General features: G+C 56.8%; 18 protein-coding genes and 2 pseudogenes. 10 read left to right on the top strand and 10 right to left on the bottom strand.

The window, feature by feature from the left end; genetic code table 11:
* Nucleotides 1–40: 40 nt before the first annotated feature.
* Nucleotides 41–1,429, top strand: a complete 1,389-nt coding sequence (locus tag SOM40_RS18215) for an amidohydrolase family protein (protein WP_320530499.1) — start codon at nucleotides 41–43, stop codon at nucleotides 1,427–1,429.
* 100 nt (nucleotides 1,430–1,529) lie between these two features.
* Here the strand turns inward: SOM40_RS18215 and SOM40_RS18210 are convergent, their stop codons facing one another.
* Nucleotides 1,530–2,450: a LysR substrate-binding domain-containing protein gene (locus tag SOM40_RS18210; RefSeq protein ID WP_106994927.1), complete on the bottom strand. Its 921-nt coding sequence runs from the start codon at nucleotides 2,448–2,450 to the stop codon at nucleotides 1,530–1,532.
* Nucleotides 2,451–2,665: 215 nt separating this feature from the next.
* Between SOM40_RS18210 and SOM40_RS18205 the strand changes: the two genes are divergently transcribed.
* Genes SOM40_RS18205 through SOM40_RS18190 form a run of 4 tightly spaced genes read left to right on the top strand, consistent with a single transcriptional unit; the run spans nucleotide 2,666 to nucleotide 6,639 of the window.
* Nucleotides 2,666–3,997, top strand: a complete 1,332-nt coding sequence (locus SOM40_RS18205; protein WP_262672586.1) for an MFS transporter — start codon at nucleotides 2,666–2,668, stop codon at nucleotides 3,995–3,997.
* Between the two features lie 36 nt (nucleotides 3,998–4,033).
* Nucleotides 4,034–4,783, top strand: a complete 750-nt coding sequence (locus SOM40_RS18200) for an SDR family NAD(P)-dependent oxidoreductase (protein WP_106994929.1) — start codon at nucleotides 4,034–4,036, stop codon at nucleotides 4,781–4,783.
* A 12-nt stretch (nucleotides 4,784–4,795) separates the two neighbouring features.
* Nucleotides 4,796–5,641 carry a transketolase gene (locus SOM40_RS18195; protein ID WP_166183590.1) on the top strand — a complete coding sequence of 282 codons (846 nt, stop codon included), beginning with the start codon at nucleotides 4,796–4,798 and terminating at the stop codon, nucleotides 5,639–5,641.
* Entirely contained in the window at nucleotides 5,641–6,639 is a 999-nt protein-coding gene (locus SOM40_RS18190) for a transketolase family protein (protein ID WP_106994931.1), read from the top strand. Before SOM40_RS18195 ends, SOM40_RS18190 begins: the two co-directional genes overlap by 1 nt.
* A gap of 37 nt (nucleotides 6,640–6,676) precedes the next feature.
* Here the strand turns inward: SOM40_RS18190 and SOM40_RS18185 are convergent, their stop codons facing one another.
* The gene (locus SOM40_RS18185) at nucleotides 6,677–7,279 is read right to left on the bottom strand and encodes a short chain dehydrogenase (protein WP_320530498.1); all 603 of its coding nucleotides are present in this window, start codon (nucleotides 7,277–7,279) and stop codon (nucleotides 6,677–6,679) included.
* Nucleotides 7,280–7,376: 97 nt separating this feature from the next.
* Between SOM40_RS18185 and SOM40_RS18180 the strand changes: the two genes are divergently transcribed.
* Nucleotides 7,377–8,258 (top strand): LysR substrate-binding domain-containing protein, encoded by an 882-nt coding sequence (locus SOM40_RS18180; RefSeq protein ID WP_166183584.1) that lies wholly within the window; start codon nucleotides 7,377–7,379, stop codon nucleotides 8,256–8,258.
* 87 nt (nucleotides 8,259–8,345) lie between these two features.
* Here SOM40_RS18180 and SOM40_RS18175 read toward each other — a convergent pair whose 3' ends face one another.
* The gene (locus tag SOM40_RS18175; protein ID WP_320530497.1) at nucleotides 8,346–8,906 is read right to left on the bottom strand and encodes an Ail/Lom family outer membrane beta-barrel protein; all 561 of its coding nucleotides are present in this window, start codon (nucleotides 8,904–8,906) and stop codon (nucleotides 8,346–8,348) included.
* Between the two features lie 189 nt (nucleotides 8,907–9,095).
* Complete coding sequence (locus tag SOM40_RS18170; RefSeq protein ID WP_320530496.1) at nucleotides 9,096–9,431, bottom strand: hypothetical protein; 336 nt, start codon at nucleotides 9,429–9,431, stop codon at nucleotides 9,096–9,098.
* Nucleotides 9,432–9,651: 220 nt separating this feature from the next.
* Between SOM40_RS18170 and SOM40_RS18165 the strand changes: the two are divergent.
* The 4 genes and pseudogenes from SOM40_RS18165 to SOM40_RS18150 form a co-directional block, all read left to right on the top strand.
* Nucleotides 9,652–9,936, top strand: a pseudogene (locus SOM40_RS18165) (IS3 family transposase); the annotation flags it as partial.
* A 252-nt stretch (nucleotides 9,937–10,188) separates the two neighbouring features.
* A complete protein-coding gene (locus SOM40_RS18160; protein ID WP_320530495.1) occupies nucleotides 10,189–11,328 on the top strand; it encodes an HNH endonuclease signature motif containing protein in 1,140 nt (379 codons plus the stop codon).
* A 16-nt stretch (nucleotides 11,329–11,344) separates the two neighbouring features.
* Nucleotides 11,345–11,845, top strand: coding sequence for a YrhA family protein (locus SOM40_RS18155; RefSeq protein WP_320530494.1), 501 nt, complete (start codon nucleotides 11,345–11,347; stop codon nucleotides 11,843–11,845).
* Nucleotides 11,846–12,165: 320 nt separating this feature from the next.
* A pseudogene (locus SOM40_RS18150) lies at nucleotides 12,166–12,464 on the top strand (transposase); the annotation flags it as partial.
* Here SOM40_RS18150 and SOM40_RS18145 read toward each other — a convergent pair.
* From SOM40_RS18145 to SOM40_RS18120, 6 genes are all read right to left on the bottom strand, one after another.
* Nucleotides 12,427–12,822, bottom strand: coding sequence for an Imm70 family immunity protein (locus SOM40_RS18145; protein WP_320530493.1), 396 nt, complete (start codon nucleotides 12,820–12,822; stop codon nucleotides 12,427–12,429). The pseudogene SOM40_RS18150 and the gene SOM40_RS18145 overlap by 38 nt on opposite strands.
* A gap of 76 nt (nucleotides 12,823–12,898) precedes the next feature.
* The gene (locus tag SOM40_RS18140) at nucleotides 12,899–13,315 is read right to left on the bottom strand and encodes an Imm63 family immunity protein (protein ID WP_320530492.1); all 417 of its coding nucleotides are present in this window, start codon (nucleotides 13,313–13,315) and stop codon (nucleotides 12,899–12,901) included.
* Nucleotides 13,316–13,645: 330 nt separating this feature from the next.
* Nucleotides 13,646–13,870, bottom strand: a complete 225-nt coding sequence (locus tag SOM40_RS18135) for a hypothetical protein (RefSeq protein ID WP_106994940.1) — start codon at nucleotides 13,868–13,870, stop codon at nucleotides 13,646–13,648.
* Nucleotides 13,854–22,457 (bottom strand): two-partner secretion domain-containing protein, encoded by an 8,604-nt coding sequence (locus SOM40_RS18130; protein WP_320530491.1) that lies wholly within the window; start codon nucleotides 22,455–22,457, stop codon nucleotides 13,854–13,856. The genes SOM40_RS18135 and SOM40_RS18130 overlap by 17 nt, the downstream gene beginning before the upstream one ends.
* Nucleotides 22,450–22,998 (bottom strand): toxin-activating lysine-acyltransferase, encoded by a 549-nt coding sequence (locus SOM40_RS18125; RefSeq protein ID WP_262663106.1) that lies wholly within the window; start codon nucleotides 22,996–22,998, stop codon nucleotides 22,450–22,452. The genes SOM40_RS18130 and SOM40_RS18125 overlap by 8 nt, the downstream gene beginning before the upstream one ends.
* Nucleotides 22,998–24,677, bottom strand: a complete 1,680-nt coding sequence (locus SOM40_RS18120) for a ShlB/FhaC/HecB family hemolysin secretion/activation protein (protein WP_106994943.1) — start codon at nucleotides 24,675–24,677, stop codon at nucleotides 22,998–23,000. The genes SOM40_RS18125 and SOM40_RS18120 overlap by 1 nt, the downstream gene beginning before the upstream one ends.
* Nucleotides 24,678–24,695 lie beyond the last annotated feature (18 nt).

The raw sequence follows: 24,695 nt of genomic DNA, 5'->3' as shown, positions 1-24,695 counted from the left end.
GGGCTTCCAGCCCGCCGCGAGACAATACAAGGATAAGACAATGAGTGAGAATAAAAGCCGCCGGGAGTTTCTTAGCCAGAGCGGCAAAATCGCCACCGCTGCAACTGCCTGTGCGCTGTTTGGCGCTACCGGCTCCGTCGCGTATGCTGCCGACACAGCAAAACCGACCTGCGAGACGGGCAAACCGATGAACATCACCGCGACCCACTACTATCTGGACAACGTGCTGCTGGAGGCCGGGTTTAACTTTGACGGCGACGTGGCCGTCAGCACCCGCACCGAGCTGAAAACCCTGGAGATCAAGGACGGCAAAATCGCCGCCCTGCTGGATAACAACAGCCACGCCGACGCCACGCTGCCGCACTACGATGGCGGCGGCAAGCTGCTGCTCCCGGCGATGCGCGACATGCACATCCATCTGGATAAGACCTTCTACGGCGGTCCGTGGCGCTCGCTGAATCGCCCGGCAGGCACCACCATTCAGGACATGATCCGCCTCGAGCAAAAGCTGCTTCCGGAGCTGCAACCTTACACTCAGGAGCGGGCGGAAAAGCTGATCGACCTGATCCAGTCGAAGGGCTCCACCATCGCCCGCAGCCACTGCAACATCGAGCCCACCTCCGGGCTGAAAAACCTGGAGAATTTACAGGCGGTGCTGGCGCGGCGCAAATCTGGATTCGACTGCGAGATTGTCGCTTTCCCGCAGCACGGCCTGCTACTGTCGAACGCGGAAAAGCTGATGCGCGAGGCGATGCAGGCCGGGGCGCACTACGTTGGCGGCCTGGACCCCACCAGCGTCGATGGCGCGATGGAGAAGTCCCTCGACCTGATGTTCCAGATTGCGCTGGATTACGATAAAGGGGTGGATATCCACCTGCATGAAACCAGCCCGGCGGGGGTGGCGGCGGTGAACTACATGGTGCAAACCGTGGAGAAAACCCCCGAGCTGAAGGGCAAGCTGACCATCAGCCACGCCTTTGCTCTGGCGATGCTTAACGAGCAGGAGGTGGACGCCCTGGCCCCGCGCATGGCGGCGCAGCAGATCACCATCGCCTCGACGGTGCCGATTGGCACGCTGCATATGCCGCTCAAGCAGCTGCGCGATAAGGGGGTGTTTGTCATCAGCGGCACCGACAGTGTGATCGACCACTGGTCGCCGTATGGTCTGGGGGACATGCTGGAAAAAGCCAATCTGTATGCCCAGCTCTATATCCGCCCGAACGAGCAGACGCTTTCCCGCGCATTGGGTATTGCCACCGGCGACGTGCTGCCGCTGAACGACAAAGGCGAGCGGGTATGGCCCAAAGCCCAGGATGCCGCCAGCTTTGTGCTGGTGGACGCCTCCTGTTCCGCCGAAGCGGTGGCGCGCATTTCCCCGCGCACCGCCACCTTCCATAACGGGAACCTCGTGTGGGGGACGGTGGGCTAAGGTAAAAGCAAAACGGTAACGCCAGTTACCGTTTTTAGTGTTTGCGCCCTCTCCCTGTGGGAGAGGGAGGGGTGAGGGCAACAGACCGCATTGTAGTCCGTTAAAGGTGATACCCCGACAACCGCAGCTCCCGGTCTATCCACTCGACAAACCGCTGGATCTTCCAGCTGCGCTCGTTCATGTGCGGCATCACCAGATGATGGGCGTTAATGGCGATACCCGGCTCGTCGGGAAAAACCTCCACCAGCGAGCCGTCGTTCAGGTGGTCGGTGGCCATCATTTTACTTTCCAGAATAAAACCCAGCCCCATGCGGGCAGCTTCAAAGCTCATATAGGAACGGTCGAAGCTCAGACTGAAGTTGAGCCACGGCCTGTCAATGTTGTGCCACGCGAACCACTTCTCCCAGTTCACCAGCGTGCTGGTGGACGAAATCAGCGCCTGCGACAGCAGATCCTGCGGTGCCTGTAGGGGGTGCTCCCGCAGATAGTCCGGCGAGGCCAGCACCACCAGGGCATCGTTTTTAATGGTCATCACCCGATAGGCGTCCCAGTCCGGAATGCCGTGACGAATATCGATGTCAATATTATCCCGGGCGAACTGCAAATTTTCATACGAGCAGGTCAGGTTCACGGTGATATCAGGATATTCGGTGCGGAACTTACCCAGGCGGCGCAATAGCCAGGATAAACCGAAGGTCGGAGAGGAGTGGACCCGCAGCACGGCGTTATCTTTCTCTTTAATAATCTGATCGGTGGCACGCCCGATGGCGCTCAGTGCTGCTGACACTTCCCGCAGATATTTTTCGCCCGTAGGGGTGAGCTGAACGCCCTTGCCGCTGCGAATGAACAACTTCTTACCCATCCACGATTCCAGCGACGCGATTTGATGGCTCACCGCAGAGGGGGTGACATTGAGCTGCTCGGCCGCCTGATGGATGCTCAGCGCGTTGGCCACCGCGACAAAAGCCTGAAGATTTCTGAGCGAAGGCAGTGCTAACGTCTGGCGATCCTGGGCGGTCATCATCTGCTCCTTTCGTGTTTAATGATAAAAAACATAACATTGAGCCGCGGAGCGGGCAATTTCATGATGATCTTATTTTTTTGAGCTGTATCGCGAATCAAATTTATCTCAGCAATAAATGAGTTTTATTGAATGGTGTTTCAAACCTAAGCCGATATATTGACGTTGAACGCGAAATTAAAACGACTCACGTTGTTCGAATAATGAGGTAAAACATGTCTCGTATAGAACAAGTTACCCCCTACATAGCGACTAAAAAAACCAATTATCGCTTCGTGGTACTGGCGTTGATATTTATTGTGTATGCCATTAATTATGCTGACAGAACAAATATCGGGGCCGTGCTTCCCTTTATCATCGACGAGTTCCATATTAATAATTTCGAGGCCGGTGCCATCGCCAGTATGTTTTTTCTGGGCTATGCGCTGAGCCAGATCCCGGCGGGCTTTTTTATCGCCAAAAAAGGCATCCGCGGTATGGTGGCCCTCTCCATTTTTGGCTTCTCCGCCTTCACCTGGCTGATGGGTACCGCAACATCGGTGCTGGGGCTCAAGTTTATTCGCCTCGGCCTCGGGCTGACGGAAGGGCCGTGCCCGGTTGGGCTCGCTTCGACCATCAACAACTGGTTCCCGCCGAAGGAGAAAGCCACCGCGACCGGGGTCTATATCGCCGCCACCATGTTTGCGCCGATCTTTGTTCCCCCCCTGGCGGTGTGGATCGCCATGACCTGGGGCTGGCGCTGGGTCTTTTTCTCCTTCGCCATCCCGGGGCTGGTCATCGCTGTGGTCTGGTATCTGCTGGTGCGCACCAAACCCGGAGAAAGCGCATTCGTCTCCAAAGCCGAGCTGGACATTATCTCTGAAGGGCAAGATACGACCGTGTCCCGACGGGAAAACATTGTTATCGAACCGCGGTTTAACGTGCTCGACCGCCTGATCCGCGTTCGCGACCTCACCCCGGTCAGCACGGTAAAAGGGCTGTTTACCTCGAAGAACATTCTCGGCGACTGCCTGGCATACTTCATGATGGTGAGCGTCCTGTACGGCCTGCTCACCTGGATCCCGCTCTATCTGGTGAAAGAGAAAGGCTTTACCTTCATGAGCATGGGCCTGGTTGCCAGCATGCCGTGCATCGGTGGGTTCATTGGGGCTATCTTCGGCGGCTACGTCTCGGACAAGCTACTGGGACGCCGACGTAAGCCGACCATGATGTTTACCGCTATCAGCACCGTGGTGATGATGATCATTATGCTCAATATTCCGCAAAGCACCGTTGCGGTCTGCATCGGTCTCTTTTTTGTTGGCCTCTGTCTGAATATTGGCTGGCCCGCCTTTACGGCTTATGGCATGGCTGTTGCGGATAATAAAACCTATCCCATTGCCGCATCGATTATTAATAGCGGCGGCAATCTCGGCGGATTTGTCTCACCGATGCTGGCGGGTTATCTGCTGGATAAAACAGGAAGTTTTAATTCTGTCTTTATTTATTTCGGTATTTGCGCGGCAATTGGATTATTGGTGATTTTCTTGCTGGAAGAGCCGAAATAATAAAATAAACACCCCTCACGATCATGGAGTAAATATATGCTACTGAAAGATAAAGTCGCCGTTATTACCGGCGCGGCCTCTGTACGCGGCTTGGGTTTCGCCACCGCCAGGTTATATGCCGAACAGGGTGCGAAGGTTGTCATTATTGATTTAGATGCTGACGCCAGCAAGGCCGCGGCGGCGAGCCTCGGCGAAGCCCATCTGGGCCTGGCGGCAAACGTCAGCAATGAACAGCAGGTTAACGCCGCCATCGAGCAGGTGCTGGGGCAATACGGGCGTATTGATATTCTGGTGAATAATGCCGGGATCACCCAGCCCATCAGGCTGATGGATATTAAGCGCGAAAACTATGACGCGGTGCTGGACGTGAGCCTGCGCGGCACGTTGTTGATGTCCCAGGCGGTGATCCCTACCATGCGCGCCCAGCAGTCCGGCAGCATCGTCTGCATCTCCTCGGTGTCGGCCCAGCGCGGCGGCGGCATCTTCGGCGGGCCGCACTACAGCGCGGCAAAAGCGGGCGTGCTGGGGCTGGCCAAAGCCATGGCCCGCGAGCTGGGGCCGGATAACGTGCGCGTGAACTGCATCACCCCGGGTCTGATTCAGACCGATATCACCGCGGGCAAACTCTCCGATGAGATGAAAACGTCCATTCTGGCGGGTATTCCCCTTAACCGTCTTGGGGATGCGCAGGATATTGCCCGTGCCGCGCTGTTCCTGGGCAGCGATCTCGCTTCTTACTCCACCGGCATCACGCTCGACGTGAACGGCGGCATGTTGATCCACTGAGGAGACATCATCATGACTGATACGACAGTACAACAGGTCGCCGCTGCCGCCTGGCGCATTCGCCGCTATGCGTTGCGGATGGGAGAAGTGCAGGGCCAGGGCTATATCGGCCAGGCGCTGGGCTATGCGGATGTGCTGGCCACCGCCTTCGCCCACGGCATGGCTATCAAACCTGACGAGCCGGAGTGGGAAGGGCGCGACCGCTTTCTGCTCTCTCATGGGCATTACGCTATCGCCTGTTACGCGGCGCTGATCGAGGCGGGCATTATTCCTGAAGAGGAGCTGGAAACCTACGGCTCGGACGACAGCCGCCTGCCAATGTCCGGCATGGCCACCTACACCCCGGGCATGGAAATCTCCGGCGGCTCGCTGGGGCAGGGCTTAAGCATCGGCGTGGGCATGGCCCTGGGGCTGAAGCACAAGAAGAGCGCAGCCTGGGTGATTAACTCCATGTCCGACGGCGAGCTGGACGAGGGCTCCACCTGGGAGGCGGCGATGTCTGCCGCCCATTACGGCCTGTCGAACCTTATCGTGCTGGTGGATATCAACCGCCAGCAGGCCGACGGCAACTCGCACAAAATCCTCGGCTTTGAGCCGCTGGAAGATAAGTGGACCTCGTTCGGCTGGTACGTGCAGCGGGTCAACGGTAATGACGTCCCGGCCCTGGTGGCGGCGTTTGATAACGCGAAGCGCTACCCGGAGAACCAGCCGCGGGTCATCCTCTGCGACACCCTGATGGGCAAGGGCGTGCCCTTCCTTGAGCAGCGCGACAAGAACCATTTTATCCGCGTGGACGCTGACGAGTGGCAAAAAGCGCTCGCGGTACTGGACGCGAACAAACCGGAAGGAGTGCAGTGATGAGCCAGACCAGCGAGAAAAAACCGCGTTTAACCACTTCGGCCATGATCGCCTCTATTGCCGACGAAGGGCAGGAGACCCGCGCCGCGCCGTTCGGCCACGCGCTGGTGAAGCTGGCGGAGCAGCGCCCGGAGATCGTCGGCATGTCGGCGGATCTGTCGAAATACACCGATCTGCATATCTTTGCCCAGGCTTACCCGGAGCGCTTCTACCAGATGGGAATGGCGGAACAGCTGTTAATGGGGGCCGCAGGGGGGATGGCAAAAGAGGGCTTTATTCCCTTCGCCACCACTTATGCGGTGTTTGCCACCCGCCGTGCCTATGACTTTATGCATCAGGTGATTGCTGAAGAGCATCTCAACGTGAAGATCTGCGCGGCGCTGCCGGGGCTGACCACCGGTTACGGCCCGAGCCATCAGGCGACGGAGGATATCGCCATTATGCGCGGCATTCCGGGCATGACCATCATCGACCCCTGTGATGCCATTGATACCGAGCAGGCGGTGCCCGCTATTGCGGCGCACAACGGCCCGGTCTATATGCGCCTGCTGCGCGGCAAGGTGCCGGTGGTGCTGGACCAGTACAACTACCAGTTTACGATCGGCAAAGCCGCACTGCTGGAAGAGGGGAGCGACGTGCTGATTATCGCCTCGGGGATCATGACCATGCGGGCGCTGGAGGCGGCAAAACAGCTGCGTAAGGACAACGTCAGCGTGGCGGTGCTGCACTCGCCGACCATCAAGCCGCTGGATGAGGAGACCATTCTGGCGCAGGCGGCGAAGCCGGGCAGGCTGGTGGTGGTGGCGGAAAACCACAGCAGCGTCGGCGGCCTGTGTGAGGCGGTGGCCTCGCTGCTGATGCGCAATCGGGTGCATGTCGATTTTGACACCGTCGCGCTGCCGGACGCCTTCCTTGACGCGGGAGCGCTGCCGACCCTGCATGACCGTTACGGGATTTCGACCGCGGCGATGGTGGAAAAAATCCGCCGCCGACTCTGACCTTAACCGGGGCGAGGCTGTCTCGCCCCGAACATCATCAGTAACCCACCTTATACACCCGCCCGCTTTGCACTCCTTCCACGCTGCGGCGATAGGCCAGGGCAACGGTCGCGGCGGGCACGCTTTCAAAGCCCGGGAAGAAACCGTCATAGGCTTCGGCGGATTCGGTGAGCACCGTTGGGCTAATCAGGTTGATGCGGATCCCACGCGGCAGCTCGCACGCCGCCGCGCGGACAAAGCCCTCCAGCGCGACGTTCACCGTGGTGGCATTCACCCCCTGGGCAATGGGCTCGTGGGCGACAATCCCGCTGATCAAGGTAATCGACCCGCCTTCGTTCAAATAGTGCTGCCCGGTCAGCGCCAGCCGCACCTGGCCCAGCAGTTTGTCCTGCAGCCCCTGATTGAACTCGCTGTCGGTCATGGTGGCGAGCGGGCCAAAGTGCAGCCCGCCGCTGGCGGAGACAATCGCATCCACCGGGCCGATCTTCTCGAACAGCGTCTGGACGCTGGCCTGCGAGGTGATATCCACCTGATGATCGCCCTGAGTGCGACCCACGCGGATCACCTCATGACGACGACTCAGTTCTTCTGTGACGGCCTGACCGACCGTACCGCTGGCACCAATAATGACGATTTTCATAGCCGACTCCTTCTGTTGTGAGCCCTGATTGTTTAATAAACCGGAGGCGGGATAAACTGGGCTAGAGTTAGAAGATTACTAACCAGAGGTTTGCAATATGGATAAGTTTCGCGGCATGGAGACCTTTATCGCGGTGGTGGAGTGCGGCAGCTTCACCGGAGCCGCCGCGCGACTGGAGATGTCGGCAGTGATGGTCGGGAAGTACATCGCGCAGCTGGAAACGCAGCTGGGGACCCGGCTGCTGGAGCGCAATACCCGCCGCCAGAGCCTGACCGACGCCGGGCGGGTCTGGTTTGAAGAGGCAAAGCGGGTCATCGAGCAGGTGGCTATCGCCGAACGTTCGGTGGAGCGATTACGTACCGCCCCCGCGGGCACGCTACGGGTAACCGCGCCCACCTCGTTCGGCGGCTGCGTGATCGCCCCGCTGACCGCCACCTTTCTGCAGCGTTTCCCGGAGGTACGCGTTGAGCTGGATCTCACCAACCGGATGGTCGATCTGGTGGAGGAGGGGGTGGACCTGGCAATCCGCATTGGCGACATCCACGCCGAGGATCTGGTGGCGAAATATCTCTGCCCGTACCGGATGGTGATCTGCGCCGCCCCGGACTATTTAGCCCGCCACGGCATACCGCAAACGCCGGACGACCTGGTGGATCACCTCTGTCTGTCCCACACCGTCTGGACCGCGCGCAACGAGTGGCGGCTGCCGGGCGTGGAAGGGGAGGTGCGCTGGAAGCGCGATGCGATTTTGCGCTGTAACGACGGGTACGGGCTGCGGATGGCGGCGATTGCCGGCGCGGGACTGCTGTTACAACCGGAGGTGCTGGTGGCGGACGAGCTTGCGAGTGGTCGGCTGATACGTGTTTTGGAAGGTTACACACCACAACCCCGACCGGTGCATCTTTTATGGCGGCAGGACTTACGTCCATTACCGAAGTTAACCCAGTTTATCGCCCATATTATGCAGGCCGGGGAATAGTGCTGCCTGTAACGCCCGGCGGCGCTGCGCTTGCCGGGCCTACAAAACTGTCCCCTCTCCCTTTCAGGGAGAGGGTTAGGGTGAGGGTCAGAAGCGATAACCTACGCCCACATTCCAGCCGTCGATCCCGTAATCGTCACCCAGGTCAGCAGTGGTACCTTCGTAACCGACGTGGATCGCCAGCTCAGGGGTTGGGTTAAACTGCACGCCCGCGCCGTAAGCGAAAGAGGTGGATTTATCAGAGATACCGTCGCGCTGAGTATAATTGTCGCCGCCGTTTACCCAGGTGGTGTGGCCGTCAGCTTTCACGCGAGCAACACCGCCCAGCGCATACAGGGAAACGAAATCATTCAGGCGATATGCCGGGCCTGCCATCAGGGAGTAATATTTCACTTCGATGTGGTTTTTAACGGAGTCAGAGAAGAGATAATAATGCTCGTCTTCATCACCGCTCATATAGGTGAAGGAGCCCATCAGGCTGACCGGGGAATCCCACTCATAGCGATACTGAACGTTCACGCCGCGGATATTTTTAAAGTCTTCAACATTACTCTGCGCATAACCCACAGAAACGGTGTGATTATACGCCAGAGCAGCGCCACTTGCCAGACTCGCCGCAACGCATACCGCCAGAGCTATTTTGTTCATTTTCCGTAATCCTTGTTGTCATTTTTTATAGATGAAGCCGGATATATCCCCACATCATGCCGGAGATATGCCACCGCAAATAAAGCGATAAAATTGTTGGTTTTTTTGGCAGGGGATGAAATAGGGAATAATCTTAAAGGCCGGAATAGTCCTGGAATTTGCCTCCCCTATATTGGTAGGGGGTTGCGCTTAAGCGGCATATTTAAAGTTAATAACGATCCTGAGCGTTTCAACATCGACCGTTATTTCACAGGCGTGCCAGAAAGAGGGCTGTTGTGATGAGATGTTATCAACAAAAAATCTCCTTAGCTCAACCAGAAGGTCCAGCAAATCAGCACTGGCCTGTGCGCCTGCAGTAAACCAGTTTGTCTCACCTGAGGTGCTGTCCACATAATCAAACTCACATTTGCAGTGATCATCTTCGGGCGACAGCTCAGCACGCACGATGATGGTTGCGGCGTTATCGGGCGTTGCGCCCACCAGGACCGAGCCAATATCATTATAAATAGCTTGGGAATCGCGCATATTTTTCTATCCTTTATTCCGTGATTGTTGGGCACTTAATTACATTTTCCCGTGGGCGCTTTGAGTGGCCCGCACTGGTCGAAGCCCAGCACCACGTATCCTTTATCTTGCATGTAGGCTACTACTTTTTCTACCCGGGCAAAAAATTGCTTTGTGATCTCCCCCGGATAGCTATTACCTCTGCCCCAAGCTGGACTTCCCACATCGATATTTTTATCGACGCCGCAGGCGTAGAGATCGGCTTTACGTTGTATGCGATCGGTATGTCCTATTGTTGCGGGCTTCAGGAGCGTCCAGAAGTACGGAAAAGCGGTGTGGTTGCTGTGCGGAAAGCTTCTTCCACTTACTGAAGATGGAATGTATCCACGGAGAGGACTTTACCAGCCGTGAAATAATGCGGACGACGGTACTCAATTATATTGAGTGCGATTACAATCGGTGGCACCGTCACAGTGTCTGTGACGGCCTCAGTCCGGAACGGTTTGAAAATCAGAACCTCGCTTAGGGCTGTGTCCACATTACGTGGGTACGATCATACAGCCATACTAATTTGAACAGACGGATATTTTAAATAATAGGGACATAATGCCCCTTTGCTTTTTTGTACTTACAATGTCGTATTTTTTTTCGTTCCGAACTGACACCACGGAAATGTGCTTAGTTGTTTTGATTATGCCTACAGGCCAATTACTGTACAAAACCTTATAAAGTGTGTGAGAATGACAGAATGGAAACTATATTAATATCAGAGGACTAGATGAGCGGATTTAGACTGATTCAGGCATGGGATGCTTGCAGAGAACTTGTACCAGAAGACTTTCAGTACATACTCCGACCAGCCGTAGCCTTCGAGAAGGCCAGAGTCTACTATGATCTTGAATATGAGAACTATAATCATTTTTCTATACACCAAATGCCAAATAGAAAGAGTGGCTTTATAAATCCCTTTTCATCAATGTATCAGCGTAAACAGAATGGTATGTATGATGGGGCTTACGATCACACAGAGCATAATATAGATACAGGCTGGTATTTTGGTTTCGATAAGTCTGAAAAATGGAGCTATTATAATAATCCTTTCTATTTTGATGAGAATGGAGATCTTATCTATGATTGCTTTATGGAACATTGGCATGAGTGGTTCGAAATGGAAGTTCGAACGGCTTATGAAAAATGCTTGAATAATCATCAGGGGCGTAAACCAGCCCCAACACAAAAGATACATTATTCGGATGCTCCAATACAACACGCACAAGCGGCTAAAACAATTAATAGCAAAGCCGCCGGGCGTTTGCTAGCTGCTGGCGGTATATATAATGGTAACGTGGAGGGTTTTAGAAAAGCAGCAGAACAGTTGGGCGGGGATGCTATTAAGGGGTATGATCAGGTATTAAATGAACAAACAGCAGGTACCGCTATTGCAGCAGCATCAATTCTGTTAGCAAAGCGAGCTACAAATGTAGAGGGTATGAATACTTACTTAGGGAAATTAAGAGGTGAATCAAAACTGCTTGATGGAATTACAGTAAAAGAAATTAATTACGTCAAACGTGATCCTATAGAAACAGCAGTATTACGAAAAGAATTTAATAGTACCGTAAGAAAAAATTTTCTTAACAAATTAGCAAATACTAAAGATGCTGCTAATACTTTTAACCCTTCTGATCTTATGAGAATGTCTGAAGGTGGAATACCTAATGGATGGAGTGTTCACCATAAATTGCCTCTCGATGATGGAGGTACTAACGCTTTTAGTAACCTAACGTTGATCGAGAATGAACCATTCCATAAAGTCTTCACAAACATGCAATCATCTGTAACAAGAGGTATGATAGTAGGTGAAAGTAAGGTGACTCCGTGGGCTATACCTACTGGCTCAATTTATCCACTTAAATAATTTGGAGGGAATAAAAATGGAAAATGAGACAAAAGAAATTCTTATCGAATTAAAGATGATGTTGGACAAATTGAATTATCCAGTAGAAAAACCTCTTGAATTTTCATTCATAGAGAGCATAACTAAAGAAAATCATAGTGAGAAATTACAGCCGGTAATAAGTAGTGTGTGTAATGAACTCTATCAGTTATGTAATAACCAACCTGATTATTTAAATTTTTTAAAAACAATGGATGGTTTTGAATGCAACGGGTTAATTTTATTCAGTCTTTCAATACCTGAACCATTAGTTAAAAATCTCTTTGTAATGAATGATTTCTATAGGAACAATGATGACTTCATTAATCCTGATCTGATGAAGAATTTAGTAATCGGCAATGATAGCATTTCATTATTCACTTATAACTCTATAAGCAATTTGTTTGAAATTAGGGATAATGTTGCTACAGAAAACATATTTGGTTCATTTGATAACTTCAATGATTTTTTAAGAGAAATACTTGGCACTGTAAAGTAAAACTCTTACAGCGATTCTAAATCCACCTATAGAATAAACATGACAGGCGGATTTAGAGTCTTGTTGGTTTTATTTCCTTGTAATCCATCTATTTTTAAATGAAATCTGTTAGTATTAACAGTACACTATGATTTCCCTGTTCAGTGCCGTCCGTCAATTCGGGTTTTATTACCTGGTACTGTTCAGGGCTTCATTATTAAATGAGTCATAGTAAATTTTTAATACCAGCTCAACGGTTCATTAATTAGCTTGTAGTGATCTTACCCAGCAATAGTGGACACGCGACTAAGTGAGTAAACTCTCAACCAGAGGTAGCTCACATGACGAAACCAGCATCAACCACCAAAAAACCACGCAAGCAGCACACACCTGAATTTCGCCAGGAAGCCCTTAAACTGGCTGAGCGCATTGGTGTTGTCGCAGCAGCCCGCGAGCTCAGTTTGTATGAATCGCAGCTCTATACCTGGCGCAGTAAACAGCAGCAACAGCTTTCATACTCTGACCGTGAAAATGAACTCGCCGCTGAGAATGCCCGTCTCAAAAGCCAACTGGCGGAACAGGCTGAGGAGCTAGCTATCCTCCTAAAGGCCGCGACATACTTCGCGAAGCGCCTGAAATGCTTCATCAAAAGCTTTAAAAAACCGCTTAAAGATTGAAAACATATTCTCTCCTTCAAAATTTAATCGGGAGTTGTTTTTATCTACCCCAAATGATGACCACTCAATATTACCAAGTGATATTGATAAAAATTCATTTTTAATAGAGTCCAGCTCGTTTTTGACTTTGTAAAGCTCATCATAAGCTAAAGACTCGCGATAAAATTTTTCCACTACCCAGGGATACTTGCTACCTTTGGTGCCGTTTTCTAATAAAGAGAGCACCAGATTAAAAAAACCTTTTACATCAGACGCTGGACCAACTTCTGCAATGGTAATCGCTGCAAGTATTCCTACATTTTTCGCGCTTATAGCATTCATTTTCGACCTTCATCTGCTTTTAGCCACTTGCTTTGTGGTTTACTTTGCATCAGTGCCGCTGCGATGTTCCCCTCAACTATGTATAGAGACTATCGTCGTAGGGCGCTTCAGCCAGAATTTTTTGAATGTCAACTCGCGCTTCCGACTCCCAGGCTGGATTCATATTCGCCATTATTTCAATAAATTTTGGAAAAGCGATGCGCCGTCCATCCCTGCCTTCAACCCTGTGAACTAACTCATATTGGTAGGCAATTTGATAGGCGAATTCGGACATTATCCAATAAAGCAGCGTATTCAAAGAGTGAGTGACTTTTCGGGAAAACTCATATCCTCTTTCTGAATAAATATAATTATATGAATCATTTTCGAATGAAATATAGGGAGTGCCATCGCCATAGGGAGCAGAAGAAAGATTCACTGAATGCTTTGGAAAGCCTGCTCGTAAAATCATCTCATCAGCTTGTCTTTGTATTTCATCAATATTGACTAACATATCAGCGAACCTCGCGAATATACTCCTAACGGATACCAAAAATCCAGAACACCATCCCCGCGGGTATACCTAAGAAACTGATTTTTAAGATAGTGATCATTTCTTTTTTCCCGAAAGGAAAAGGCTTATCAAAGTCCCAGATTAACCAGCCTTTCACCAGATAAGAAAAAAGACCAATTATCATCAATGCGATGCACATCAAAAAACATATGCCCATAAGCGCCCAAAGGGATTTTTTTGGAATTATCGAGTCTCATTTTACTTTGCCATAAAGCCAACCTCCCGCCGGAAGGGCGGGAGGTGATTCACATTGCAACCTGTCCTGGGCTTTTACCGGTGATAAAAAAACCAGATGACCAAACCCGCAGGCAGCCCCAGCCAGGTTAACTCAAGACATATCAACACGTCTTTGAAAGAGAAGGGAAAACCCTCTTTCACATTCCATGCTAATCCTGCGCCGACTAAACGGCCAAGGAGCGTCAGGATGAACACGGCCAGACCTATTGCGCAGCACAGGTAAACAAGGTTAATGAACGATTTAGTGCTGTTTTTCATTCTTACTGCCGCTCTCTTTCAGCTTATCTGAAACCATACCCGACATCGCAGAGTCCCCTGCGTTACCCAGTATTGAAGGTAATGGGTGTTGTGGTACAGGTTTGGTTATTGTCCAGACGCCTGTTGGAACCCACTCGTACTGTTTTGATACCGGGTTGAATATTTTATCAAACGGCACTTTGATCATGTTCCCTGTAGCGAAACCAGCAGAAGCACCCGCCTTACTCAGTAACGCTGCGAGCATAGGATCGTCACCATTGATTTGAGCTTGATAGTAACCACCTGCTGCGTTCCATGTCACGGTTGGGTTATAACCTTTACCCGCGGTGATCGCCCCGATAACCCCGGATCCAATAAGATCGGCAAGTTTGACTTCACCTGTCGTCTTGTACTGAATACCCGCCCCTAAACCGACACCCACGCCCACAGCGATAAGCTGCTCTTTGCTGTTGTTTACGGCATTGGTCAGAATCGCTCGGCCGCCCATGATGATCACCGGCCAGGAGGTAGGATCCATCACCACAGACAGTACACGATCGCCTGTTGTGATATTGTCCTGAAGGAATTTCAGGTCCGCGCCGTTCAGGTAATTCACCAGTGCCGCTGCCGTCGGATCTTTGAGTTTTTCATCCAGGCGGAACTGCCCCGGCTGCGGATCGTTGGCCACGTTGGTCGAGGCCTGGATCAGCTCCTGCCAGGTAACACAGGTCACCCCTCCGCCGGTACAGGCATCCGCAAGCTCTTTGCTTTTCTTATTACTGATTGCCAGATACTTCTCAACCACTTTCATGCAGTCACCGCCGGAGGCTTTACACTCCAGTAGCTCTTTATCCAGCTGACGCGCTTCTGCCGTACTCAAATAGTTATTCTCAACCGTCGTTTTACCCGCCTGCGCCCCCGCCACAGCTGAAGCTGAGCTGTCGCCCACCAGCCCGCCAGAAAGACCCGCCGCCAGCGTTGCCAGGGCAGAAACCGTCTGCTTCTGCGTTTCGTCCAGCTCATCGGCAGATTTGCCATACATCTCGGTGGCGATCATCCCCACCAGTTCGCCTGTGGCGGCACCGGCGGCACCCGCCAGTGCGTCCTGCCCCTGGGCGGCGGCCAGCGCGGCGTTGACCACCGCGTGGGCGGCAACTTTGCCCGCGTCGTTCAGGCCGCTGTAGTGACCAATCACCTCTGCCACGTACGGTGCGGCACCGCCCGCGAGGGCCGCGCCGAGATCGCTCCCCGCCAGTCCCTGAACCGCCGCCGTCGCCGCCTGAATTGCCTGCTGATACTGCCCACCGGTACCAAAGCCGGAGGCGCTGAGCGCGTCGTTGTAGGCCGTCTGGTAGATCTGGCCGTTGATGTCGCTAAGGGTCGCGGTTTTGCCCGGGTTGGCTTTTTCCCACGCGGCTTTCGCCTCCTGCAGATCCTGCGCGTTGACGTTTTTCAACTTCTCTTTCGCCGCGTTGGTGGCGCGGATGCTGCCCTCGGTGCGGGCAATATCCGCCACCTGATTACCAATCTCGCCGATCAGCTGCGCCTGCTGGAGTCGCTCCTGCTCTTTCTCCTTATCGAAGATAGGGGAGAGCGTCTGGTTGGCGTGCTCCACGTCGCGGCTGAGCAGGTTTACATTCTGGACCTGCCGATCCTGGTCGCGGACGATCAGCGTACCGTCCGATACCGCGGCGTGCGTGGTGCTGCTGTCATGCCCGTCGCGGTTTGCGCCCACCAGCAGGCCGTTGGCCATATTACCGGCAAACTGGCTGCCGATGCTGCCCCCGGTGCTCATCCCCACGCTCTGGTGTTCCACTTCGAAATCGGCGCGGTTTTCAATATCGCTGAAGCCGATGGTGCCGGTATCGAGACGGTTTTTATCGGCGGTCGCCGTCGAGCCAATCACCGCCCCGTTGAGCTGGGTATGCTCGCCCACGGTCACGTCGTAGCCGCCTTTGCCGGCGAAGATCCCGGTCTGCTCCACCACCGAGTCGTAGTTGCTGTGCATCTTGTCGCGGCTGAGGTTGACGCTGGCCGAGCCGGTCATGGAGCCGATGCTGAAGCTCCCGCCCGCGCTGGCGTTCTGCTGCTTCGAATCGTAGCGATCGCTGTCCTGCTCGGAGGTGAGGGTGAGGTTGCGGCCAATGTCCGCTTTCACGGTTTCGCCGCTCACCTGCGCCCCGGTCAGGGTGGCGTCACGTCCGGTCAGGATATTCACCTGGCGGCCCGCATCCACGGTGGTCTCGCTGTGGGTGGTGCCGTTGCCGCTCTCGTTGCCCTTGCCCCGGTTGACGCTGGCGGAGATGTTAAGGCCAAAGCCGCCGGAACCGACGCCGATCCCAACCCCGACGCTGCCGCCCTTGCTCTCGTTTTTGCCGTCCAGCAGCTGGGTGTTTTGCGCCGAGCGCAGGTAGAGATCGCGATTGGCGGCGAGAGTCAGGTCGTTACCCGCTCTGAGCTGGCTGCCTTCCACGGTCAGATCCCCGTCCGCGCCGCGCGCGCCGCTGCCGGTGGCGATCACGCTGAGATCGCGCCCGGCGTTGAGGGTACTGCCCTGGGCGGTGTTCTGCTCGCTGTACTGGGTCGATTTCGACGACTGACTGCCGTAAGAGAGGCTAATGCCCACGGTATTGGTGTTAGAGGCATCCCCGCCCAGGGCCTGATCCATCCGTCCGGCCTGAGCGGCCTGCACCCCGGAGAGCGCGGCCTTCACGCCCTGCAGCGCCTGCAGGCGGCTGCTGCCGGAGGATTTCGCCTGCTGGGAGGCCTCGACGGCGCTGTTGAGCGCACTGCCGACGGTGCCGGAGAGCGCCAGGGTCAGCCCGGAGGTTTTCTGCTCCACCTCGTGGGTCTGCTGGCTGCGGTTATTCACCGCCGTGATGTCGACGTTTTTACCCGTCAGGGTCATATCCTGACCGGCCACCAGATCCGAGCCACTCACCGTCAGGCGATCTGCCGCCCGAAGGGTCAGGTCGCCGTTGACGCTGCCCACCGTGCTGCCCGCCTGGGTGGCGTCCGCGCCGGTGTCGGTGGTTTTGATGCTCTGGGTGCCGACGCTAAAGCCGATCCCGCCCGAGCTTAACAGCCCTGATTTTTTCTCCTGCTTCTGGTGCAGCTCGTTATTGCGCTCGGCCTGGGTCTCGACGGTCAGGTTGTTGCCTGCCAGCAGGGATACGTCCCCGGTACCCGCCACGTTGCTGCCGCGCACGGTGAGATCGTTTCCGGCGGTGAGGTTAACGGTGTTGCCGTTCAGCTCACTGCTCTGCACCGTCTGACGGTCAATCTGATCGCGGGTGGTGGTGGTGGTTTTCGACAGGAAGCCGTTACCGCCCACCACTTTATGCCGTTCGTCCAGATCCTGGGTATTCTCACCCGCCGTCAGGGTCAGGTTATTCCCGGCGCTGACGTTCAGCGCCTCCCCGGCGGAGAGGGCGGCGGCGCGGGCGTTGAGATCGTTCCCGGCGGCAAGGGTGACGTCGCCTTTGCCGGTCACTTCGCTGCCAACGGTTTGGGTCTGGCCCTGCTTCAGGCTGTTGTCACCATCCCACACCAGGTTATCGCGGCTGGCGGTTTCCACCGTATTGAGGGTCATATCCCGCCCGGCCACCAGCTGCGCCTTGCCGTTCTCGCCGCTGGCGATCACCTGCGCCCCGGTCAGGGTGATATCCCGCCCGGACTGCAGGGCCAGCTTACCGTCGTCGCCCTGCACGTAAATGCCGGAGACGCTGTTGATGGTGGTGCGGGCAAAGCTGTTCTCGCCGTTAACGCTGTCGGCGCTGAGGGTGGTGCTGGTGAGATTGATGTCGCGTCCGGCGCTGGCCAGCACGCTGCTGTCGCCCACGATGGCACCGCCGATGTTGTTGATATCGGTGCGGGCGTTGAGGTTAACGTCCGCCCCCTGAATGGTGCCGGTCTGGTTGGTGATGTTGTCGGCGTCCAGTTGCAGCACTTTGCGCCCGGCAATCGTCCCGCGGTTAAACAAGTCGCCGTTAAGCTTGATCGACACGTTGTTCCCGGCAATCAGCGCCCCTGAGCCGTCGATATCGCCCTGTTTCACTTTGGCGTAGACCTGCGGGACCAGCACGTTCTCGGTTGAGCCGTCCGGCATCTTCACCCGGGTGTTGACCAGCCAGACGATATCCCCGGTCAGGAGCGCCATCTGCTCTGGCGTCAGCGCCACACCGATCTTCAGATCGTACTGCTTGCCGAAGGTAATACCGCGATCCATCAGCGCCTTGTACTGCTCTTCGTCGTTGTTGTAGCCGTCGAGATAGCGCTGGCCGGTAATGCCAATCACCTGCTCGCGGATCAGGCGCTGCTCGTAGTAGCCATCCCCCAGCCGTTTCTGGGTGTTGTCGCCATTGGCGGTAAAGGCGTCCTGCATATAGTCGCTGCCGAGCCACTGGCGCTCGTTGGTAAAGCGCGGATCGGTCTCCACCAGATACGGCACGTCTGACGATGGATTCACCTTGAACAGGCTGTTGTCCGGCAGGGTGGTATTCGGCCCGATAATGCGGATCGCGCCGTCGGCCGGGGTCACTTCAAACTGCTGCCCGGCAGGCGGGGTCACCGGCTCGCCCGGGGAGACGGTCTGCTGCGGCGCGGGTTTCACCCCTGCAGCCTGCCCAATCGCCACATCCGTTCCCTGCAACACCAGCGGAGTGATACTGAGATTGCTACCCTCGACGCTGCCGTTGCTGACCAGTTGGCCCGGTTTCAGGGCGATATCCTGAATGGTGGTTGGCGGGGTGTACGCCGTGCGATCGCGCCCCTGCTCGTCGTCGCCTTTGTGGCGAATACGGTAGTAGTGGGTGACGGTGCCCTCATCGGTGGTGTAACGCTTGCCGGGCACGTCCTCGTTCTGCACGCTGCCCATCTGGTCAATCGCCAGCGTGCCGCCTGCGATCACCTGGCTCTTGTCGTTAAACAGTTTGTCGCCGGTCATCAGCAGGTTGCCACCCGCGAGGATCTTCGCCGGGTCGCTCTCTTTGATGCGGGTTTCGTCAATGGTACGGGTGTAGTCGTACTGGTTGAAATTATCGTTGCCGTGGCCGGAACGCTCCGGGGTGTTGAGGTTTTTCAGGCCGTCGGAGGAGTTGTCATCCACCCAGACACCTTGCTCTGTCGAACTCCAGCGGTTGGTTGATCCGGTGTGCTGATAGTCGGTGAGATCGTCCTCGGAGACGCGTACCACTTCGGTGGAGAAGTGGTCGTTGATGTTGTTGATCTGCCCGGCAGCAATCGCCATATCCCCGGCGGATTCGATGGTGGAGCTGTGGTTATTGATGGTTCCGGCGCGACCGGTGACGGCGCCGCTGTCGTCCAGCGCCCCGCCAATGGTCATGCTGCCTGCGCTGTAGATCAGGCCATGGTCGGCGTTGTTCAGGGTCTGCACGCCGAGGTTCACGCGCTCGCGTCCGGCCAGCGTCGCCGCGGTGCCGTTTTCTGCGAGGTTGTTGAAGGTATCCACATTGACCCCCACCGCATCGCCGTAGATCCGCCCGGTGCCGATGTTGGTCAGGGTATTGGCGTTAATGCGGGTGACAATCCCGTCGATCAGGCCGGTATTGCGTACTGTCCCGGTGGCGGTCAGGGTGGTGCTGCCGGCGTTGATTTCGCCGCTGGCGAGGTTAGTCAGGTTGGCGCTCTGCACGTCGAGGGCGCTACCCGCCATCAGCTGGCCGCTGTTGGTGAGATCGCCGTCGGTGGTCAAGGTCAGGTTGCCGTTGGCGATGGTGGTGCCGGTGTTGTTCACGCCGCTGGTGCTGTGGAGATCCATATCCCCCAGCGACAGCAGTTGGCCGCTGGCATCGAGGGAAGCCGCATCCACACTCAGCGCTTTACCCGCTTTCAGGATGCCGCCCGCATTCAGCAGGTCCAGGCCGTTACCGCTGAGATCCAGCGTTTCGCCCGAGGCCAGCACCCCCGCGCTGTTGTTCAGCACACCGCTGTTGTCCATGCTCAGGGTGTTATTCGCCAGGATGCTGCCGCGCTGGTTATCCAGGCTGTCGGTATTAAGCACAAGGCTCTGGCCTTCGAGGCCCTGGTTTTCCCCGAGGGTATTCTGGTTAGCAAAGTGCAGGGCAGTCAGGGTCACGCTTTTACCGCTGCGGATCAGCCCCGAGACGTTATCCACGGTGCCCCGGGCGCTGTCGAGGAGCAGATCGCCCACCGACTGGATCTGCCCGCCGCTATTTTGCAGGTTCTGGCTGTGCAGGGCGGTATCGGTCTCGCCAATGATGCGCCCGCCGCTGCGGTTATCAAGATCCGTGGCCGCCACATCCGCCGCGCCGCTGGCGGCCAGGGTGCCTCCCTGGTTATTAATGCGTTCTGCCGAGAAGTTCAGGGCACCCAGGCTGTTGAGGGTACCTGAGCTGTTATCGACCGCGCCGGAGGTGAGGTTAACCCCGTCGCCCTGCAGCACGCCGCGCTGGTTATTCAGGCCGGTGGTAGCCAGCGACAGGCTCTCTGTCGCCGCCAGCTGCCCGGCGGTATTGTTCAGGGTGTCGCCACTGAAGGCGAGGCTATCCCCGGAGAAGGTGGTGCCATGGCTGTTATCCAGCAGGCCGCCGCTCAGGGTCATGGTACCGACCGATTTCAGCGCGCCGCCGTTATTGGTGAGCGTGTCGAATCCGGCGGTCAACGTCCGGTTCGCGCCGATCTGGCCGTCGCTGTTGTCGATGGCACCCGCGCTCAGATTAAAATCGCCGTCGCTCGCGAGGAAGCCGCTCTGGTTGTTCAGCGCGCCACTCTCGAGGTTCAGGGAACCCTGAGAGAGCAGGGAGCCGGAACGGTTATCAAATTCATTCAGGGCCAGGGTTGCGCCGTCGGCGACAATCACCCCCTGCTGGTTGTCGAGGCGCCCGGCGTTGATGCGCTGGGTTTTCGCCGCCTCGATACGCCCTTTGGCGTTATTCACCGCCTGCTGGCTTTGGATCTCGCCGTCGCCCGCAGCCGCAGAGATCAGCCCCTGCTGGTTGTTGAGGGTTCCGGCGTCCAGTCGGGTGTTGCCCGCCACCGCCACGATCTGCCCTGCGGTGTTGTCGATGGCTGCCGCTTTAAGCTGCACGCCGTTGGCTGCACCAATCTGCCCCTGACGGTTATCGAGCTTGCCCGGCAGATCCACTGCCAGCGCGCTGCCGCCGCTGTGAACGATTTTACCTTGCTGGTTGCTGAGGTCGTGAGCGCTAAGGTTAATTGTCTCCGCGCTCAGCGCGCCCCCGGTGTTGTTGAGCATCTTACCGCTGCGGACGTTCAGTTCGCTGGCGTTGACCTTCGCGCTGGCGGTGCTCACATCCCCCGCGCCGCCGTCCAGCAGAACGCGTTTAGCCTGGGTCTGGCTGCCGCTGACGTCCACACCCTGGCCGCGGGCGCTGAGGTTACCGCCCGCGAGGTTTTGGCCGTGGGCGGTCAACTGGCCGCTGGAGCTGAGTTCCAGATCGCCCGCGTCGGCGAGCTTGCCGTCACTTTTCACCCCGGCGGCCAGCACGCTGTTGGTGCTGCTGGTCAGGCTGGCGGCGTTCGCACGGACGTTATTGGCAGCGGTGATCACCCCGCTGTTGTTAAGTTCGCTGGCGGTTTGCAGGCTGGCAGCGTCGCCCGCGCGCACGGTGCCGCTGTTCTCGATGCGCCCGTCGGCAGAGATGGTTACGCTGCCTGCCTGGGCACCGATGGCCCCGGCGTTACGCACCCCGACGCCGGTCTCGGTGCCGACCATGCGGATCTTGCCTGCGTACATGCCGCCGAGGCTGGCCACGTCTACCGCCAGCTGCGGGCGGGTGGCAGGATCGTCGCTGCCTTTTTCGATCACCTCGTGGGCGGCATCCACCTTGTTGCGTCCGGTGGTGACTTTCAGATCGTTAGCCCACAGCCCGGCGTTAACCTTCACCGAGCGGGCAATGATGTCGGTGTAATCCGCGCCGGAGGTGTCCATCCCCGCGCCTTCAACCACCACCTCGCCGCGCTCGACGTTAAACCCGGTCAGCGCGCCATCTTTCATCTGCGGTTGGCCGGTGGTGAGGGTGGCGCGGTTGGCGTTGATAAAGCCGCAGCCGCTACAGGTGATGCCCGACGGGTTGGCGATCACCACCTGGGCTTTTTTACCCGCCACTTCGATCATGCCGTTCAGCTTGCTCGGGTCGCGGGAGCTCACCTCGTTGAGGATCACTTTGGCTTCGCCTTTCGCCAGCCACGGGTTGCCCGCCACCATGCCGCCCAAATTGGTCTGCACATTTTTGTGCGAGTTGTTGAGGATCGCCCCTTTGTTGTCGACGTCGAACTGGGTGTAGTTGTTGCGTGACACCCCGGCCGCGGACGGGGTCTGGATATTGACCTGCGGCGTGCCATTGGCGCTGTTGACCACCGTCGGCTGCTGGTTTTTTGGCGCACCGGCGTCTGCCACGATGGTGGCCTGCGCCGTCTGCACGGCCCCCATCGCCAGCCACAGGCTAAAGCTGATGGCGCTCACCTTGCCGATAAGCTGGCTGTGGGTATGGCCGATGCCGGAAGAACGGGACGAACCGGCGCAGCCGGAGCGGGCGATATCCGCCACCACCATCAGCATGCCGCGCGCTTTGTTAAAGACAATTCGGTACAGGTTCTTATTCATGGTTCGTTCCTTTAAACGCTTCCGGCAGGCTTACTGCGAGCGGGTGATTCTGTTGCCACTCTCTGGCGTGTTGACGGCTGACGTGGCTGCCGTGGAACAGCATCACGCGCTTGCCACGCTCTGCGCCGCGGTGATACAGCGCGCGGCAGACGTGGTCGGGGAAGATATCGCGGCGCATCAGGTCGTACATCGCGGGGGTGTGGCCGAAGGGGGCTATCCAGTCGCAGAACCAGATCCGATCCCCGCTGTCCCAGTCCGCCTCTGGCATCTCAATGGACGGGCGGGTGAGGTAGCGGGCTTCCGCCTCCTCATTCAGCCAGGCCCAGCTGAGGAAAAAGACCGGGCGGTCGTTCTCGATAACCAGCACGTACTGACGGCGCTTAATGATCGGCAGCAGCAGGGTGGGCAGGGCGTGCAGGGGAGCATCCCGGTGCATCGGGGAGTGCATCCACAGCCAGACGGTGGCCCCCAGCACTTCGGCCTCGCTCTCTTCCCCGCCGAGGATCAGCGGGGCTTTAATCTCCAGATTTCCGACGCGCATCACCAGCTCCAGTTGAGGTTAAAGCCGAGCGTGAGATCGCTGGTTTCAAAGCCGTCCGGCTTCGAGAACGGCGTCCCGGCGAACAGGTCGTAGCCGGTGTTAAAGGCGTTGCCGCGCAGGCCCGCCACGCCGCCTGCCAGGTGTTTACCCACCTGCAGATCCGAACTGTAACCGCCCACTTCGCCGTAATCGGCACCCAGATAGAACTCCTGGTTCGGCAGCGGCGTGCGCCAGGCCAGATCGTTGCGCACGTACCAGCCGTGGCTGGCGCTCAGGGTGCGCTCGCCGTCAAAGCCGCGCACCGTCCAGCGGTTGCCGATGGCAAACTGATCCTGCGGCGTCAGCGGCGTATTGCTGATCTGGCGCAGGTACTGCACGTTGTAGCGGAAGTTCTGCGTGCCGATGGCAAACGGTAGATCGAGTCCGGCGCTGAGCTGGGTAATTTTGCTCAGGGCGGTGGCATCGCCCCAGTACTCCTCCGGCGCAGGCTGCGCCCCGAACCAGCGGGTGCCGCGCTGATAGCTGATGCCCGCATCCAGCGTCGCCTGGCCGATGTAGTGGCGATGATCCAGCCCGATGCGCCAGCCCGCGGTCTGACGACGCTGAACGCCCACTTCCGTATCGTCGATATAGTTGCGGGTCTCCCGCGCCAGCACGTCGTAAGAGAAGGTGGTCTTCTGCGAGCCGCTGCGGTGCAGCACGCGGCTGAGCTGAATGTCGAGGTTTTTGCTCTTACCGCTGTAGCGATAATCTTCGTTCAGCCCGGCAACGGTCTGGTGGTAGTCGTAGTCGCTGCCGGTGATGCCCAGCATCCAGTAGCCGAAGGGCACCGAGTAGTGGGCGGTATAGTTTTTGCTGCCTTTACCGCCCTTGTCATTCAGATCGTGGCTGGCTGAGACATACAGCAGGTCGCTCAGGGAGAAGGGGTTATCCAGCGACAGGGTGACGCCGCCCTGGTAGCGCCCGGTGGTTTCAGTCCCGGCATCGTCCAGCGACAGGCCGATACGCCACATTTTGCTCTGCTTACGGGTGATCACCACGTCGCTCTCGCCCGGATTCTCTCCCGGCAGCAGCTCCATGTTGGCCTCGACCGTCGGCAGGCGCTGTAGGTTCTCCAGCCCCTGTTCAATATCGCGCAGATCCAGCAGGTTCCCCTCGTGAGCCGGGAAGGCGCTGTAGAGCTGGATATAGTCGTCGCTATCTTCAGTGAGCTTCACATGGCGGATGGTGCCCGGCACGATGGCCAGCTTCAGAGTGCCACTCTTCAGATCCTGCGACGGAGCCAGCACGCGGGTGGTGATCCAGCCGTGGTCGACGATGCGGTTCTGCATCGTGCTCATCAGCAGGTTAATCCCTTTTCCGCCCAGACAGCGCCCCTGGGCCTGGTCTGCAATACGCTGGAGCGGCAGCCAGTGGGGCAGGGCCTCCTGACCGCTCAGCTCGACGCGGTTAATCGGGAAGCAGGGCTTTTCTGTGGGAAAAGCAATCTTGCCAAAGCCGGATGAGGGCTCGGACAGACGCACGTCCGGTACGGGCGGGGTTAATTGTTGCTCTAATGCTCGCTGGCGCTGCTGCTGAATAATAAATTGATTATCCGGCTCCGCCGCCTGGGCAGGAAACAGTAAAGACAGCCCGGTGGCTGTCGTTATTATTATGGCGATATTGTGTCGGGCGTTCATCGGCGAATCCGTGCTGTG

Origin of the sequence: Leclercia sp. CFBP8987, assembly GCF_034044995.2 — a bacterium.
Taxonomy (GTDB): Bacteria; Pseudomonadota; Gammaproteobacteria; order Enterobacterales; family Enterobacteriaceae; genus Enterobacter; species Enterobacter tamurae.
Note: the sequence above shows the minus strand (reverse complement) of the source record. Positions and strands in the feature narration are given on the sequence as shown.

Coding starts and splice junctions, on each gene's coding strand:
- SOM40_RS18215 (WP_320530499.1), top strand. CDS start 41: ATGAGTGAGAATAAAAGCCGCCGGGAGTTTCTTAGCCAGAGCGGCAAA.
- SOM40_RS18210 (WP_106994927.1), bottom strand. CDS start 2,450: ATGACCGCCCAGGATCGCCAGACGTTAGCACTGCCTTCGCTCAGAAAT.
- SOM40_RS18205 (WP_262672586.1), top strand. CDS start 2,666: ATGTCTCGTATAGAACAAGTTACCCCCTACATAGCGACTAAAAAAACC.
- SOM40_RS18200 (WP_106994929.1), top strand. CDS start 4,034: ATGCTACTGAAAGATAAAGTCGCCGTTATTACCGGCGCGGCCTCTGTA.
- SOM40_RS18195 (WP_166183590.1), top strand. CDS start 4,796: ATGACTGATACGACAGTACAACAGGTCGCCGCTGCCGCCTGGCGCATT.
- SOM40_RS18190 (WP_106994931.1), top strand. CDS start 5,641: ATGAGCCAGACCAGCGAGAAAAAACCGCGTTTAACCACTTCGGCCATG.
- SOM40_RS18185 (WP_320530498.1), bottom strand. CDS start 7,279: ATGAAAATCGTCATTATTGGTGCCAGCGGTACGGTCGGTCAGGCCGTC.
- SOM40_RS18180 (WP_166183584.1), top strand. CDS start 7,377: ATGGATAAGTTTCGCGGCATGGAGACCTTTATCGCGGTGGTGGAGTGC.
- SOM40_RS18175 (WP_320530497.1), bottom strand. CDS start 8,906: ATGAACAAAATAGCTCTGGCGGTATGCGTTGCGGCGAGTCTGGCAAGT.
- SOM40_RS18170 (WP_320530496.1), bottom strand. CDS start 9,431: ATGCGCGATTCCCAAGCTATTTATAATGATATTGGCTCGGTCCTGGTG.
- SOM40_RS18160 (WP_320530495.1), top strand. CDS start 10,189: ATGAGCGGATTTAGACTGATTCAGGCATGGGATGCTTGCAGAGAACTT.
- SOM40_RS18155 (WP_320530494.1), top strand. CDS start 11,345: ATGGAAAATGAGACAAAAGAAATTCTTATCGAATTAAAGATGATGTTG.
- SOM40_RS18145 (WP_320530493.1), bottom strand. CDS start 12,822: ATGAATGCTATAAGCGCGAAAAATGTAGGAATACTTGCAGCGATTACC.
- SOM40_RS18140 (WP_320530492.1), bottom strand. CDS start 13,315: ATGTTAGTCAATATTGATGAAATACAAAGACAAGCTGATGAGATGATT.
- SOM40_RS18135 (WP_106994940.1), bottom strand. CDS start 13,870: ATGAAAAACAGCACTAAATCGTTCATTAACCTTGTTTACCTGTGCTGC.
- SOM40_RS18130 (WP_320530491.1), bottom strand. CDS start 22,457: ATGAATAAGAACCTGTACCGAATTGTCTTTAACAAAGCGCGCGGCATG.
- SOM40_RS18125 (WP_262663106.1), bottom strand. CDS start 22,998: ATGCGCGTCGGAAATCTGGAGATTAAAGCCCCGCTGATCCTCGGCGGG.
- SOM40_RS18120 (WP_106994943.1), bottom strand. CDS start 24,677: ATGAACGCCCGACACAATATCGCCATAATAATAACGACAGCCACCGGG.